Source organism: Myxococcus sp. CA005 (assembly GCF_006518205.1).
GTDB lineage: Bacteria > Myxococcota > Myxococcia > Myxococcales > Myxococcaceae > Myxococcus > Myxococcus xanthus.
Window position 1 is genome coordinate 142,299 of the sequence record NZ_SRLV01000002.1, and the last position, 15,169, is coordinate 157,467.

Annotated in this window: 16 protein-coding genes; 10 read left to right on the forward strand and 6 right to left on the reverse strand. The window is 69.0% G+C overall.

Going from position 1 to position 15,169, the window contains the following annotated elements:
- Nucleotides 1-102 precede the first annotated feature (102 nt).
- From FMQ63_RS01555 to FMQ63_RS01565, 3 genes are read right to left on the reverse strand one after another with little or no spacing between them, the layout of a single operon-like run.
- Entirely contained in the window at nt 103-1,275 is a 1,173-nt protein-coding gene (locus FMQ63_RS01555) for an ABC transporter permease (protein WP_011556751.1), read from the reverse strand.
- Complete coding sequence (locus FMQ63_RS01560) at nt 1,272-2,009, reverse strand: ATP-binding cassette domain-containing protein (RefSeq protein WP_011556752.1); 738 nt, start codon at nt 2,007-2,009, stop codon at nt 1,272-1,274. The genes FMQ63_RS01555 and FMQ63_RS01560 overlap by 4 nt, the downstream gene beginning before the upstream one ends.
- Before the next feature lie 13 nt (nt 2,010-2,022).
- Nucleotides 2,023-3,540: an alpha/beta hydrolase gene (locus FMQ63_RS01565; RefSeq protein ID WP_011556753.1), complete on the reverse strand. Its 1,518-nt coding sequence runs from the start codon at nt 3,538-3,540 to the stop codon at nt 2,023-2,025.
- 85 nt (nt 3,541-3,625) lie between these two features.
- On the opposite strand from FMQ63_RS01565, the gene FMQ63_RS01570 reads away from it, so the two are divergent.
- From FMQ63_RS01570 to FMQ63_RS01590, 5 genes are all read left to right on the forward strand, one after another.
- Entirely contained in the window at nt 3,626-4,468 is an 843-nt protein-coding gene (locus tag FMQ63_RS01570) for an LEA type 2 family protein (RefSeq protein WP_020477969.1), read from the forward strand.
- A gap of 106 nt (nt 4,469-4,574) precedes the next feature.
- Nucleotides 4,575-4,967, forward strand: a complete 393-nt coding sequence (gene panD / locus FMQ63_RS01575) for an aspartate 1-decarboxylase (protein WP_011556755.1) — start codon at nt 4,575-4,577, stop codon at nt 4,965-4,967.
- A 109-nt stretch (nt 4,968-5,076) separates the two neighbouring features.
- Complete coding sequence (locus tag FMQ63_RS01580) at nt 5,077-5,520, forward strand: hypothetical protein (RefSeq protein ID WP_011556756.1); 444 nt, start codon at nt 5,077-5,079, stop codon at nt 5,518-5,520.
- Nucleotides 5,521-5,523: 3 nt separating this feature from the next.
- Nucleotides 5,524-6,156: an EcsC family protein gene (locus FMQ63_RS01585; protein ID WP_011556757.1), complete on the forward strand. Its 633-nt coding sequence runs from the start codon at nt 5,524-5,526 to the stop codon at nt 6,154-6,156.
- A gap of 159 nt (nt 6,157-6,315) precedes the next feature.
- Nucleotides 6,316-6,900 (forward strand): MarR family winged helix-turn-helix transcriptional regulator, encoded by a 585-nt coding sequence (locus tag FMQ63_RS01590; protein WP_171452188.1) that lies wholly within the window; start codon nt 6,316-6,318, stop codon nt 6,898-6,900.
- A gap of 51 nt (nt 6,901-6,951) precedes the next feature.
- On the opposite strand, the gene FMQ63_RS01595 is transcribed toward FMQ63_RS01590, so the two are convergent.
- A complete protein-coding gene (locus tag FMQ63_RS01595) occupies nt 6,952-8,664 on the reverse strand; it encodes a carboxypeptidase-like regulatory domain-containing protein (RefSeq protein ID WP_011556759.1) in 1,713 nt (570 codons plus the stop codon).
- Between the two features lie 4 nt (nt 8,665-8,668).
- Nucleotides 8,669-9,532 (reverse strand): deoxyribonuclease I, encoded by an 864-nt coding sequence (locus FMQ63_RS01600; protein ID WP_011556760.1) that lies wholly within the window; start codon nt 9,530-9,532, stop codon nt 8,669-8,671.
- Nucleotides 9,533-9,845: 313 nt separating this feature from the next.
- Between FMQ63_RS01600 and FMQ63_RS01605 the strand changes: the two genes are divergently transcribed.
- From FMQ63_RS01605 to FMQ63_RS01625, 5 genes are all read left to right on the forward strand, one after another.
- Nucleotides 9,846-10,502, forward strand: coding sequence for a hypothetical protein (locus FMQ63_RS01605; protein ID WP_225909596.1), 657 nt, complete (start codon nt 9,846-9,848; stop codon nt 10,500-10,502).
- 47 nt (nt 10,503-10,549) lie between these two features.
- Nucleotides 10,550-11,155 carry a hypothetical protein gene (locus tag FMQ63_RS01610; protein WP_026114048.1) on the forward strand — a complete coding sequence of 202 codons (606 nt, stop codon included), beginning with the start codon at nt 10,550-10,552 and terminating at the stop codon, nt 11,153-11,155.
- 133 nt (nt 11,156-11,288) lie between these two features.
- Nucleotides 11,289-11,924 carry a hypothetical protein gene (locus FMQ63_RS01615; protein WP_044277789.1) on the forward strand — a complete coding sequence of 212 codons (636 nt, stop codon included), beginning with the start codon at nt 11,289-11,291 and terminating at the stop codon, nt 11,922-11,924.
- A 117-nt stretch (nt 11,925-12,041) separates the two neighbouring features.
- On the forward strand, nt 12,042-12,743 hold the full coding sequence (locus tag FMQ63_RS01620) for a hypothetical protein (RefSeq protein WP_225909597.1): 702 nt from the start codon (nt 12,042-12,044) through the stop codon (nt 12,741-12,743).
- A gap of 114 nt (nt 12,744-12,857) precedes the next feature.
- A complete protein-coding gene (locus tag FMQ63_RS01625; RefSeq protein ID WP_216608385.1) occupies nt 12,858-13,823 on the forward strand; it encodes an Ig-like domain-containing protein in 966 nt (321 codons plus the stop codon).
- Nucleotide 13,824: 1 nt separating this feature from the next.
- On the opposite strand, the gene FMQ63_RS01630 is transcribed toward FMQ63_RS01625, so the two are convergent.
- On the reverse strand, nt 13,825-15,141 hold the full coding sequence (locus FMQ63_RS01630) for an MFS transporter (RefSeq protein WP_011556766.1): 1,317 nt from the start codon (nt 15,139-15,141) through the stop codon (nt 13,825-13,827).
- Nucleotides 15,142-15,169 lie beyond the last annotated feature (28 nt).

Genomic DNA, 15,169 nt, shown 5'->3' on the forward strand with positions numbered 1-15,169 from the left:
GTGGCTGTCATGTCAGGCCGCCGCCCAAGCGCCACCCGCCGACAGTGGCACCTGAGAGGTTGTGCGGAGCGTAACGCAACAGCGGCGCGATGGGGACCCTCGTCAGCCCCGGCCGAAGACGATGCGCTCCTGGGACAACAAACGCGCGGTGACCGCCAGCGACAACACCGTGAGCAGGATGCTGGACGCGCCCGCGATGAGGAACGGCAGCGCGCCCAGCGGCTCACCACGCATGACCTCGCCCGCGAGCACCTCCTGGCCCAGCACCGGCACCGCGAACATCCACATCTTCGGCTGGAGCGGCGACAGGGCCAGCACCATGCCCGGCAGCATGGGCACCACCATCAGGAGGGACAGGTACGTCTGCGCTTCCTTGAAGGAGCGTGCATAGGTGGACACCCACACCTGCACGGCGGAGGCGGCCAGAGCCAGCGGCAGCACGGCGGCGGCCATGCCCAGGGCGGCGGGCGCGTCGAAACGGGCCTTCACCCCCAGGTCCTCCAAGGGCACGCGCCGCACCACCAGCATGTAGCCCACCAACGTAATGAGCACCGCCGCGACGGCCATGACCACGGTGGCCAGCCACTTGCCCGTCACCACCGCTCTCCGCGGCGCCGGGTTGAGCAGCAGGGGCTCCAGCGAGCCGCGCTCGCGCTCACCCGCCATGGCGTCGCTGGCCACCTGCATGCCGCCCGCGAAGGCGGCGATGACCAGGAAGAGCGGCACCATGTTGAGCAGCCCCGCCGCGGTGCGCTCCGGCGTGGACAGGTCCGCCTCCTGCACCCGCACGGGAATGGCCAGGTCCGGCGAGACGCCGCGCGCGTAGAGGCGCTGGTTGCCCAACATGTGGGCGTACGCTTCCAACAGCCGCCGCGCGCGCAGCACCGACTGGCGCGCGGACTGGCGCGAGCTGTCCACCACGAGCTGCACCTCGGCGGTGCGCCCGGCGGAGTACGATTCGGCGTAGTCGTCCGGCACCACCAGCACCGCGTCCAGCGAGCCCGCCCGGATGCGCGACTCGTAGTCCTCCGGCGCCGCTTCCAACTGCGCTCCGTAGCGCTCCAGGAAGGCCATCAGGCTGGGGGCATGCTCCCGCCCCACCACCGGCAACGCCAGCGGCCGGTCCTGCCGGTACCAGGAGGCCAGCAGGTTGAACATCACCATGAACACGACGGGGCCAATCAGCGGCCACATCAACGAGGTGAGCACCGAGCGCCGGTCGCGCAGGTGGTCCTTCAGCTCCTTGCGGAAGACGGAGAAGGACAGCCCGCTCATTGCATCAACCCCTGGTCCGTGCCGATGGTGGCCACGAAGGCCTCCTCCAGGCTGTCCTTGCCGGTGCTCGCGCGCAGCGCATCCGGTGTCCCGTCCGCCACCACCCGCCCGTGCGCCACCACCACGATGCGGTCACACAACGCGGCCACTTCCTGCATCACGTGGCTGGAGAACACCACGCACCGGCCTTCGTCCTTCAGCCGCCGCAGCAGCGTGCGCACCGAGCGCGTGCTCATGACGTCCAGCCCGTTGGTGGGCTCGTCCAAGAGCACGTTGCGAGGCCCGTGCACAAGCGCCCGCGCCAGGGCCACCTTCACGCGCTGGCCCTGGCTGAAGCCTTCCGTGCGGCGGTCCGCGATGTCCCGCATGTCCAACAGGTCCAGCAGTTCATCCACGCGCTTGTCCAGCGCGGCGCCGGACAGGCCGTGCAGCTCGCCGTAGTAGCGCGCGTGCTCGCGGGCGGTGAGGCGCGGATAGAGGCCACGCGCGTCCGGCAGCACGCCCAGCGCCCGCCGGGCCTCCTGCGGCCGCTGCACCACGTCCACGCCGTCCACCAGCGCGGTGCCGCGGTCCGGCCGCACCAGCGTGTAGAGCATGCGCATCGTCGTCGTCTTGCCAGCGCCGTTGGGGCCCAGCAGGCCGGTGATGACGCCGTCCTCCGCCGTGAAGGATACGTCCTCCACCGCCGTCACCTTCTTGCCAAAGCGCTTGTGCAGGTTCCTGGCTTCAATCATGGCGCGCGCGTCCTCAAGGCACCGGGCCGGCGAAGGAGGTGAAGAAGGGAGGACGGGTGAGGTTGGTGCCGCACGCGGACGACAGCCCCTCCACGCTCCCTTGGGTCAGCAGGTCCAGCATCAGCGTGCGCGCGCAGTCCGCGCCAATCGTGTTGTGGCCCACGCCAGGCACCACCACGTGCAGGCTGTTGGAGAGCGTGCGCTTCGCTTCCTCGGCCCACGCGGGCGGCGTCACCGGGTCCAGCTCGCCCGACAAGAGCAGCGTGGGCACCGACGACACCACCGGCTCGCGGTAGCCCTGGGGAAGGCTCCCACGCGGCCAGTCCGCGCAGACGGAGAGGACTTCGCGGCCCATCGTCGGACCGAACCAGGTGCCCTGCGACTCGCGCACCAGCGCCGCCTCGTCGTAGAAGGGCGCGTCCTCCGCGCACACGACGGCGAAGTAGAGGCCATGGCTCACCGTGCGTCCCAGGTTCTCCGACAGGCCCACGCTGAGCGCGACGAAGGGAGACCAGTCTCCCTGCGTGGCCCGGTCCAGCATCAACGGCACCAGGGAGGACATCTCCGGGCTGTAGAGCTGCGCGAAGAGCTGCGCCAGGAAGGCGCGGCGCGACAGGACGACCTCCTCCAACACACCGGTGCGCGGGTGCGCCACCTGAGTGCGCGCGGGCGTGGTCTCCAGCGTCGTCAGCAACGCCTCCGTCCTGGGCCGCAGGTTCGGATACGCCTGGGTACACGCCGCGTCCGCCTCGCAGTTCGCCAGCAGCCGGTCCAGCGCCTGCTGCGCGTCGCGGGGCGCGAACAGCGGCAGGTACAACCCCATGGGCGCCACGCCGTCCAGGATGGCGGTCCGCACGCGCTCCGGGTGCTGCCGCATGTACACGAGCGCCGCGCGCGTGCCGTAGGACACGCCCCAGAGGTTGAGCTTCTCGTAGCCCAGCGCCTCGCGGACCTCGTCCAGGTCATCCATGGCGACGGGCGTGGTGTAGTGCCGCACATCGGCGTCCCAGCCCTCGCGGCACTTGCGCACCTCCTCCGCCGCCTTGCCTTCCTCGAGCCGCGCGGACAGCCCCTCTTCCGGCGAGTCCGTCTTGCAGTTCAGCGGATTCGAGTCCCCCGTACCTCGCTGGTCCACCAGCACGATGTCGCGCTTGCGGCGGATGCGCTCCACCGCCATCAGCACCTGCGTCGAGCGCGACGCCGCCTGGCCCGGGCCTCCCGCCAGCAGCACCAATGGATCCGGCTGCGGCTGCGCGGCCAGCGCCGGCACCACCACCACGCGCAGGGGAATCTTGCGGCCCGTGCGAGCCGCCCGGTCCTCGAAGACCTCGTAGGTCCCACACTGGGCCTGCGTGGCCAGCCCCTCCAGGCGGCAGGGCTTCAACGACAGCCTTCGCCGCTCCGCGGGGTCCTGGCTGCTCTTGGAACAGGACACCGATGCCGCAGCCAGGAGCCCCAGGGCCAGCAAGGCGCGCCAGGACGGAAGATGGGAGGAGATGTGTGCACGGACCCCGGACAAGGGTACCTCCATCTGGGTACGGGAGGCTCCCCACATAGCACCTCCCACGGCATTGCATTGAATCCCGCGCGGAGAAGGGGCGTCCGGTGATACGCCCATGCCCACCATGAAACGTGCCCTTCTCGTCCTGGCCGTCCTTGGACTCACCACGCTCAGCGGCTGCGCCGCCTTGCAGAAGATGCTGAAGGGGGCTTTCAAGAAGCCCACCCTCTCCTTCAAGACGGCCCGGCTCGCGGATGCGTCCTTGTCCGACGCCACCATCAACCTCGTCTACGAGCTGAACAACCCCAACGGCTTCGGGTTGAACCTGGCCGAGGTGGACTACGCCTTCTTCGTGGAGGGCAAGCAGGTGGTGGCCGGCAAGCCACGCTCGGGGCTGGCGCTCAAGGCCAACGGCAAGAGCGAACTCGTCTTCCCGGCCAACGTGAAGTTCGCGGACATCGTCCCCGTGCTGGAGACCTTCCTCAAGCAGGACAAGGCCGCCTTCAAGGCACAGGGCACGCTAGGCGTGAAGACGCCCCTGGGCGTGCTGAGCTTCCCGCTGGCGAAGGAGGGCACCTTCGAGGTCCCCAAGGTTCCGCAGGTGTCCTTCCAGGCGCCGCGCATCAAGGACATCACCCTGACCGGCGCCACCGTGGAATTCCCGTTGTCGATTACCAACCGCAACAGCTTCCCGTTGCCGGTGGCCGGCATCACTGGCGCGCTGAAGGTGGCGGGCGCGGATGTGGGCACGCTGTCCACCGGCAACCTGGGCAAGCTGGACGGCAGCGGGACGAAGCAGGTCACCCTGCCCCTCACCATCAGCTTCGCTCGCGCGGCGAACGCGGCCCTGGCCCTGCGCTCGGGCGGAAATGCGCAGGTCCGCCTGGACGGCAAGCTCACCTCGGAATCCCAGAGCGTTCCCCTGAGTCTCAATCAGCTCGTCAATTTCGTTAAGTGACGCCTGCCTGCACTACGGGCAGGGGAACTGAACACAGGGTTGTCCCAGGGCGCCTCAGACGTTACGGTGGGGGCGTCCTTGCCGCTTTTCCAAGGTCGAGACACACATGCGCCGCATCCTCTTCAAGTCGAAAATCCACCGCGCGACCGTGACCCAGGCTGACCTGGATTACGAAGGGTCCGTCACCATCGACCGCGACCTGCTTCGCGCCGCCGACATCGTGGAGAACGAAAAGGTCGCGGTCTGGAACATCACCCAGGGCACGCGCCTGGAGACCTACGCGCTGGAAGGTGAGGCCGGCAGCGGCGTCATCTGCATCAACGGCGCGGCGGCGCACCTGAACAAGCCGGGCGACCTGGTCATCCTGGCCACCTTCGCGGAAGTGGAGGAAGCCGAGGTGGCGAACTGGAAGCCCACCGTGGTGTTCGTGGACAAGGACAACCGCGTGGTGCCCGGGCAGACGAAGGAGATTCCGGGCCCGCAGCGCCGCTCGGCCTGACGTCCCGCGCCGCGGCGGTCCGCTGGCTGCTTTGCCCCATCGAACGCCTTTTGCCATGCTCCCCCCTTCCTTAAAGGGTGGGGTCGTGGGCCCCGGAGGAGTCGATACGATGAGGCGGTCGTGGGTGAGCGCTGGCGCGCTCTCGCTGGTGCTGACAGGTTGTACGGGCACGGGGGCCTTCCGTCCGGATCCGAACAACGACGACCCGCTCTACGGGGTCATCCCTGTCGTGAAAGCGCCACCGCAGAACCGGTGCGCTGCGCTCGGCACGTCCTCCGCGCGGGGCTCGTGTGACGACGCCCTCTATCTGGCCACCGAGTACACCCGCCGGCTTTCGGTGGGTGATGAGATCTGCCTCGAGGGTGGCTACGGCGAAGACCCGGGCTCGGCGTGCAAGGCGCGTGCGGCCATCATCGACACCTCTCCCAATCAGGTGAAGCTGGAGGTGCGCGGTCCGAAGCCGGACTCGCGCTGGTTCAACGTGGAGATGCGGCACGCCTGGTACGAAGAAGGCGCGCTGGTGGACCTCTACCTGTCCGAGCGGGGTTATTGAGGGATGGGTCTCTACGACAGCGTGGCCGAGCGGCTGGCCTTCATGAAGAAGATGACTCCGGCGGAGCTGAAGAAGCTCGGCTCGGCGCGGCTGTCGGACATCGTCCTCCAGGAGGTGGCGCGCTCGCGTGTGCGCATCACGACCCTGGAGAAGCGCTACCCGCAGGCGGCGCCGCGGGAGCTGGCCCAGCGCATCGTGGACGAAAAGAAGAACCTCGCCAGCATGGTGGGCGGAGTGAGCGGGGTGTTCGGGCTGGTGGCGTTGCCGGCGGACCTGCTCTTCATGGCGTACCTGCAAATCATCCTGCTCACGGACGTGGCCACCCTCTACAAGGTGAACCTCAAGACGGAGCGGGCGCGCGGGGAGATGCTGGACTTGTTCGGCTACGCCAACGGCCTGGGCCCGCTGCCTCGCGCGGGTCCCAAGGTGTTGGGAAAGCTGGCCGCCATGCTGTTGGAGAAGGGCGGCATGCAGACGCTGGGGCGCGCCATGCCGCTGGTGGCCGCGCCCGTCACCGCCTACTTCAACAACCAGCACATCCAGATGGTGGGCGAGCAGGCCGTGCGCTTCTACGAGGGCTTCGACAAGGCCCACGCCAAGGCGAAGGCCCAGCGCAAGAAGGCCAGCGGCGCCTGACGGACGGCGCCCCGCACATTTCTTTCGGTGGGTCCGATATGCCTTCCGCGCCGGACCGTTGATCGCCCAGGCGGGGCCTTTGCCCCCTTGGAAGACGGGCGGTCATCGGGACTCCTCGGTCGGAGGGACGACGACGCCCGAGAGACGGAGGCGACCAGGATGTCCGAGCTCTCGGCGGAAGTGCGGGTGCAGGTGGCGCGGTTGAGGAATCTGCTCATCGACGTAGCGCGCTGCGGTGCGTTGGGCAGTCCCCTGGGTGCCCTACCCCATACCGAGCTGGACCCGATGGAGGTCCAGGCCGTCTGGTGGCTGAAGGCGGAGAGCCTCCTTCCCGTCAACGTCCTCGCGGAGCGGCTGGGCGGCATCGCCCCGCCCCGGCTGAGCCGGCTGCTGGACCGGCTGGAGGCCGCGCAGCTCGTCCAGCGCGAGCGCTCCGTGCGGCATGACCGGCGGCGCGTTCGGGTGAGGCTCACGGAGCAGGGCCGCGCCCTCGCGGAGCAGGCGGACGCAGTGGTCCAGGAGCGCATGGCCCGGCTGCTGTTGCCCTTGGAAGGCGAGCAGCGCAGCGCGCTGATGGATCTGCTGGAGGGGTGGGTGGAGGCCCTGGGCGGAAAGAACCGCGCGCCGGAGCTGACCACCGAAGGGGGCGAGACGGACGCCCCGGTGGCCGATGAGCTGGAGCCCGCCGCGGCGCCCAGGCGTACTCACACGGAGCTGATGGCCATCACCGCCAACGCGGCCTGACGTGTGCGGCCCAGGCCCTGCTCGTGGCCATCGCCGCGAGCGGGGTCTCTCCTAAAGCTGGACGCGAACCTCGCCCCCTCGCCGGCAGGCCTCGGCGACTTCCCCTGTCCAGGGCGCGTATCCCTCCGCCTCCACCTCCAGGTGAAGGCCGAACGGCCTCACGCGCCCCAACCGCCAACGTCCCTGCGCATCCGTGAGTCCCCACGCGGGAGGCAGTGAGCTCACGTCACTTGATGCGGTGACTCGCGCGCCGAACACCGGCTTGCGCCCATCCGTGACGAGCACCTCGCAATCGTTCCCCTCCATGTCCACCTGGAAGGTGACGGTGCCGTCCACCCTGTCCTCACCCATGTCCGCGGCGGTGCTGGCGTAGACCTCATGAACAGAGAAGGACACCAGCAATCGATAGCGCCCCGGCTCCAGAATGGACACGGCCATCCCATCCTCCTCCTGGATGTATGCGCCGGAGGAGGCCAACTCCCACTGCTTCTCGTGGTGCCACCGCTGGAGAACGAACACGGGATAGGGCTTCTGGGTCCGTGCCTCTATCTGTGCCCGCATGGCGCCATCCATGCGCAGCACGAGCCACCGGTAGGCCTTCACGCGCCACGTCACCTCTGCGTCCCGCACACCCGGCTCGGGCCTGAAATCGAAAGCCTGTTCCGTCGCGGCCACCGGACGTCTGGAAACTGGCGATGCCACCTCGACGCGGAAGCGGGACGGCTCCCAGGACGGCAACCCCGACACGACAAAGCGCCCATCCTGCGCGAGCGGGATTTCCACGTCCCCCGGCCCCAGGAGCCTCGCGCCCTCCGGTGGACGGAACGTTCCTTCCAGCTCCAGCTTCCCCCGCAGCGTCACCGCCTCACCCACGCCATCGGGAAAGAGCGAACCCACGTCCAGCACCGCCGGCTCCACACGCCCCTCGCGCAGAGGCACCTCCACCCACGCGCTTTCCCTTCCCGCCGCGCTCCGGAGTACCAGCCCCACCGCGGGGTCCGTGGGCAAGGGCAGCAACTCCAGCGACTTCCCCACGGGAAGTGGAAGCGCCGTACCGTCCGCGAGCGCGGAGGCGATGTCCGGCGCGGCATGCCGAATCACGGGCAACAGTTCGCTCGCGCGCTCCGCGTCGCGAGCGTCCCGGGATACACCACGCACCACACGAAGTGAGAACGGGCCATGCTCGGGTCGCGCTCCCGCGAGCCGCACCCGCACACCGGTAGGCGCCCGGGCAGACAGCACGGCCTCCACGATGCCCGTGGTGGCCCCCTCCTCGGGCACCACGTCGCCCAGCCAGAACGTTCCATCCGCTGCCCAGGCCACCACCCGGTAGAGCGGTGCCACTGGCACGAGCATCGGTCCCAACGTCCCCCCCGTCGCGGACGGCGTCACCTCCACGGGCCGCCACTCTGACACGTTGGCCAGGCCCTCCAGCCGCTCAGGCCCGGCGCCCTCGCGCCCCTCGCGCTTCGACACTTCCCACACGTGCCGGTCCGCGTCGGAGATGGAGTCCACGCCCACGCGGGCCTCTCCCTGGAAGGGCACATCCCCTTGCAGCACCACGCGCAGACCCAGTCCCTCTGAGTGCGAGGGCGCCGGCGCCACGGGCGGCGGCGGACTCACGGGGGTTGGGGCTTCCGTGCGTACAACGGGGGCGCGCGCGGGCGTCACCGGCGCGGCGACGTCCACGGGCCACAGCCACCACAGCGCGAGCGCGGCCAACACCAGCGCGGCGCCCCCCACACCCCATGCGCGACGTTTCAAGGTCTCAATCCGTATCGCTGGTGGAATACAGCGTCAGGTAGATGGGCGCGTGGTCCGCCAAGCGGGTGACGAAGTCCCGCGTGTTCCCGATGTAGTCGCGCCCCGCCGAGGAGAACTCCGTCACGTATTCGGGCTGCATCCAGAAGTGGTCATAGGCATTCACGTAGCCACCGCTGAGGTTGATGGTGGTGGCCACGTTCAGTTTGCATTCCACCGTGGGAGACAGCGCCACCAGGTTCGCCCAGGACGCCGTCGTGCACGCCATGTTGTGGTCCCCCACCAGGATGACGTCCTGGTCGGTGCGGCTGGCGTCCTGCACCGACTTGAACACCGCGCCAATCTGTTTCACCTCGGCGTCGCGGTCGGAGGGATTGCCCCAGACGGTGTGCCAGTTGATGAACGTGTAGTCCGCGCCCGTGGGCGTGTGCCGCACGCGGACGATTTGCGGCTCGCGCTCGAACGTGTCGCCGGTGTCCTCGTACACACTGGATGACAGCAGTGACACCGTGTCCTCCCGGTACAACACCGCGTAGATTTCCTTGTACGATGAGCGCCCGATGAGCGGCGTCTGCGCATAGCGCCACTTCACGCCGGAGACCGCGTTGAGCTCCGCCACGATGGCCGGAACCACGCTGGCATTCATCACCTCCTGCAGGAACACCAGGTCACAGCCGTTGTTGGAATTACTGTTCGCGCCGTACTGCCGCCAGATCTGCTCCGCGTCCTCGCGATACGTCTGCTCCGCGGTCCACCCCTCGTGACGCAGGTTCCAGCTGACGACGCGCAGATACGAGCCCGCCTGGGCCCACGTAGGAACAGCCAGGACGGCCAGCACCACCACGCGCAACAAGAAGGACGGAAATCCCATGGAGTGACCTCGGCGTGAGAGGGGCGGCCATGCGGGGCCGCCGCACGCGCGGACCGAGCGCGTGCAACGGTCCTAGTGGATGAGGTTCGTGACCGGCAACCCACTCTCCTGAAAAACAAGAAATGCAGGGTCTTTCAAGACCCACTCACGGCGCGATTCACCCTCCGCGCACGTCCACACGCCACCGCTCCGCCCAGCAAATGCAACTTGATTGCATGTGATTCACGATGTCACATTATCGCGGGCGTTCCTGGAATGGGGACCTGGCTGGGACGGCAGAGCTCTGTCCTGCCGCGAAGGAGGACGCGTCATCGTGAGCCGACTCATCTGGAGCATGGGATTCGCGGGACTGGCGCTGGCCTGCGCCGTCGCGAACTGGCTTCACCGGCCGGTGGAGCTTCCGTACCAGGCCGCGGAGCCCGAGGCTTCCACCCCGCTCGCCCAGGCCCCCACACCGCGGCCGCGCTCCGTCGCGCCCGGGCCTTCCACGCCTGTCGCCCCGGCGCAGCCGGACGCTCGCCCCATCACCAGGCCCACCTCGGCGTCCGAAGCAGAGCGCTCCGCACGCTCCCGGCGCACGCCCCCTGCCCAGCGCCTGCGGCTGGTGACGGCCCTGCGCGGCACGCACCCCTCGCCTGAAGCCCGCCGCGACGCGGTGCTGGCGGAGCTGACGGCCTCCGGCGAAAGCCACGAGCCCTGGACGGCGCAGGCCCGGGCGGCGCTGGCGAAGTGGCATGCCCAGGTGGAGGCCGACGTGCTGCCCGTCCAGGCCGAGCCGCCTCGATGCTTCGCGGCCGGCTGCGTCGCGCGCGTCACCTTCCCGGACAGCGACTCATTCCAGGAGTCCTTCCGCCGCACCGCAGACCTGCGGCTCGGCGAGGGCACCACGCACATGCAACTGCCCCCTGAGCGCCGGGCGTCGGGCGAGGTCGTGGCCGCGTGGCTCGTCCTGCGTCCCGCCACGCCCTGAACACACACCCCTGTCACCCCGCAGTACCCCTCCAAGGAGCAACCACCATGAAGCTGGAGTTCCCCTTCAAGCAGTCCCTGCTCGCCACCAGCGTGGCCGTCCTGCTCGTCGGCTGCGGCACCGCCGTCGAGGAGGAGTCCCCCGTGGCTCCCGAAGCCGCCGAGCTGGAGAGCAGCGAGGATGCCCTGTTCAGCATGCTCCCCGCCTGCGAGGAGCCCGAGGAGCTGGAGCACGTCGTGGAGCACGCGTGCTACCACGCCGAATACGGCCCCTTCGAGCCCGTCACCGCCGCCGCCCTGGGCGCGCCCGTCCTGGTGGATGTCAGCCAGGCCCACACCGCCTACCAGGTCACCCTGCCGCAGCGCTCGCCGTTCAACTACGCCGGCCGCGTCTCGTTCCTCCCGGACGAGTCGGGTGAGTTCGCCTTCATCCTGTCGCGTCAGCGTGGCCTGCGCATCTTCGAGGCCGCCACCGGCACCGAGGTGGCGCGCGAGTGCCGCTACACCGTCCCCACCGAGGTCTGCTCCAGCCTGAAGACGGCCTACATCGCGGACCTCGAGGCCGACACCGAGTACCACCTGGAGTTCCGCTCCATCCTCCCCTCCAACGCCGCCTTCACCCTCATCGTCGAGGAGGCGGGTCACCACCACTGACCTGACCCGCGGAGCGTCTTGAAGGCCCACGGAGGGAGCTTCCTCCTCCCGCCGTGGGCCTTCGTCCGTGCACACTCTGGAACAATTGCACCTTAGTTGCATTTGAATCCAGGAAACACATATGAAGCACCTCATGCGCCCGACCCTCCGAGTCCTCTTCCTGACCGCGTGTGCCGCGGCGGCCGTCGCCTGTGGTGGTGACGACGACCCCGCCCCCATCGAGCCCGGCGACTCCTGCGAGCCCAACGGCCACATCCACCGGGAGCCCTCGGGCGACTGGTGCCACTGCAACAAGGGTTATGTGGCCGCCGATGATGGCCTGGCCTGCGTGCCGGACCCGAACCACGTCCCTGGCGACGGCTTCGACTTCGGTGACGACGGCGAGCACGCATGCTGGCACGTGACGAACGGTCCCTTCGTCACCGTCAACGCCACCACCGCCCGTCATCCCCGCGTGGACGACTTCCACACCTACTACACGGTGAAGCTCCTCCCGGAGAACAGCCAGTACGTGGGGACGTTCAGCTACAAGGCCTTCGCCACCGGCAACTTCGTCGTCTACCTGAGCAGCCCGGACGTGCCCGTCACCCTCACCGAGACGGCCATCAGCACCACCGTGCCCCAGGCCGGCGCCCAGGCCACCGGCGGCTTCTGTGACGGTCTGAAGCACATGGTCGGCTACGAACTGACGGACCGCGTCCAGTACACGCTCCAGCTCGGCCCCACGTCACTGCCCGAACTCAACATGGTCATCGAGCACGTGCAGTAACCCATCCGGGACGAACCGACCTCCCGCATTATTGCAATTAAATTGCATTTGCATCATGGATGGAGACTGCCGGTGCCCGCGACTTGCGGGGCCCGGCTCACGAAAGGAAGCCTCATCATGAAGCTGACCCAGCGGCCCCTTTGCAGTGCATTCCTCGGCCTGGTGCTGGCCGCCTGCGGCCCCATGGACGACACAGGGCAGGACTTCACGTCGGAGCAGGAGCAGCCCCTGGAGGCCACCTGCGCCAGCGTGGACAACACGGCCATGACGACGCACGCGTGCGCCCATGCGTCCAACCCTGGCGACAACGTGAACGTGAATGGCGTCACGGGGGCGCCCGACATCAGCACTCAGCACAAGCACTACACCGTGACGCTGTCCGGCAGCGGCACGGGCAAGGTGACGTACATCCCCGTGGCCAGGGCCTCGGCGGGCTCCACCGTGGAGTCCGTCGCGTTCTACGCCACGCAGAACGTCACCATCACCGCCGTGGACAAGAGCGTCACGCCCAACGTCACGCTGACCGCGCTGGTCAGCACCAACGGCATCACCGAGGACACCTGCACGCTGCACCACGCACGGGTGTTCGACCTCACGGTCGGCCACACCTACGAGCTGAACATCACCGCGCCCACCACCTCGGTCGGCATGGTGCCCGAGTACCTGTATGACAACCGCGGCCGCTACTACCGGGACGCGGACGGAGATGGCTACGGCGCCAACAGCCCGCTCTACCGCTTCGCGTGTGAGGCGCCCGCGGGCTACGTCACCCAACGCTTCGACTGCGACGACACCAACCCCGCCATCTTCAACTGCTAGCCCGTCACCCACGGGGTGACCTGGGCATCACCGCAGCCCCTCCACCGGGGCGCCCCGCTCACCTCGGGGGGCGCTCCGGCCCTTCTCCCCGCCCCACCTCACCAAGGCCCTCCGATGCGAACCGTCGCCACCACCACTTTGCTCGCCACGTGCGCCCTGCTGGCTCTGGCCGGCTGTGACAACGACGACCCCGTCCCTCCGACGCCGGACGCGGGCACCCGTCCGGATGCAGGGACCGAACCTGATGCCGGAACACAGCCCGACGCGGGTTCGGTCCAGGGCCCCACGGTCATCGGCTCCACGCCCTCGGAGGGAGAGACGAACGTCCTGCCCGTGGAGCTGTTCAAGGCGGATGCGACGACCACCGGGGTGCGCAAGCTCGTCACGCTCACCTTCGACACGCCCATGGACACCACGGCGGCGGATGTCACGCTCGTTGACCGGACGACGCCGGCCAATGCCCCTCGCACGCTGACGGGCACCTGGACCGAGGATGGCCTGACGCTCTCGGTCGCCATCCCCCGGCCCGAATCCGACCTGCCGCCGCTGGAGGAGGAGACGGCGTACACCCTGGAGCTCGGCGCGCTGCGCGGCGCGGAGGGCCACGCGGTGGACACGTCGCATGCGGGACTCGGTGATGGGCGGCTGGACTTCACCACCGGCCGGCGCGACGGCACCACCGAACACGCCTGCGCCCACGCACTGCTGGAGAGCCCGGTGCCCGTCACCGCGAGCGCCTCCCCCACCATCTACCCCGCGACGGATACCTCCCACGAGTTCTACGGCCTGACGCTCCCCGCCAGCGGCACGTCCTTCCTGGGCTACACGGAAGTCGTGTCGGGAGAGAGCCGGGACGAGCCCGTCATCCTGTACCTCAACCACCCCATCCCGGTGGCGGTGCACGACACGACGGAAGGCGAGGACGCTATCGCCACCGCGCTGGAGCCCGCCCGGCCCGTCTGCCTGCCCGCCATCACCCACACGCTGAAGTTCACCGCGCCCGGCGGCGACCGCTTCCTCCGGCTCACCTTCGGCCCGACGGAGCGGGAGACGTTCACCTTCGTCTTCGAACGCTACTGAGTCAGCGCTCGGTGGCGGGGTGCAGCGCCGCTCCCCGCCCCGCGCGCAGCAGGTGCAGCGCAATCCCCACGCCCATGACACTCACCGCCGCCACGTAGTGCGCGGGCGCCAGGGGCGACGCCTTCATCATCAAGGTGACGACCAACGGGGTGAGCCCGCCGAAGATGGCGTAGGCCATGTTGTACGAGAAGGAGAGCCCCGAGAAGCGCACCGCCGCGGGGAAGGCGCGCACGATGCTGGTGGGGACCACGCCCACCACGCCGACGCAGAAGCCCGCCAGCGCGGACAGCGGCACCAGCGCCTCCGGCGACGACGCGCCCAGGTACAGCGCATACGTCGCCGAGAGCATCAACGCACAGCCCAGCCCCAGCGACGGCCCCACGCCCACGCGGTCCGCGAGCAGGCCATACGCCACGCAGCCGAACGTGAGGCTCAGCGTGGCCACGCTGCTGGCGACCAGCGCTTGCGTGGCGGTGATTGCGTGCAGGGTCTGCATCAACGTGGGCGTCATCAGGATGACCACCACGATGCCGGCGGTGAGCACCCAGGTGAGCAGCATGGACATCACCACGGTGCCACCGTGGCCTCGCAACACGGCTTTGAGCGGCAGCTCCCGCACCAGCGCCTTGCGCCGCCGCAGCTCCTCGAAGACGGGCGTCTCCGCCAGCCAGCGGCGCAGGAACACTGCCAGGAAGCCGAACACGCCGCCGATGAGGAAGGGGGCTCGCCAGCCGTAGGCGTTCACCTGCTCGGGGCCCAGCAGTGAGTTCACCGCCGTGGCCACCAGCGAGCCCAGCAGGATTCCGAACGTGAGGCCCGCGGTGAGCGTTCCGCACGCCAGCCCCACCCTGCGCGTGGGCACGTGCTCCGACACGAAGACCCAGGCCCCCGGGACTTCACCGCCCACCGCCGCGCCCTGCACCGCGCGAAGCAGGAGCAGCGCCAGGGGCGCCGCGTAGCCCGCGGTCTCATAGGTGGGTAGCAGGCCAATCAGCAGCGTGGGCACCGACATCATGAACACGCTCAACGTGAACATGCGCTTGCGGCCCGCCCGGTCTCCGAAGTGGGCCATGACGATGCCGCCCAGCGGGCGCGCCAGGTAGCCTGCGGCGAACAGTCCGAAGGCCTGCAGCTGTCGCAGCCACTCCGGCGTATCGGGCGGGAAGAAGAGCTCGCCGATGACCTTGGTGAAGAAGACGAAGATGATGAAGTCGTAGAACTCCAGCGCGCCCCCCAGCGCCGCCAGCGTGAGCGTCCGGGCGTCGTCACGGGTCAATGGCCGCTGCGGAAGGTCCTGCGAGGCTGGAAGGGAGGACATGGCGGGTCGGTGTTCGATGAAACCATGG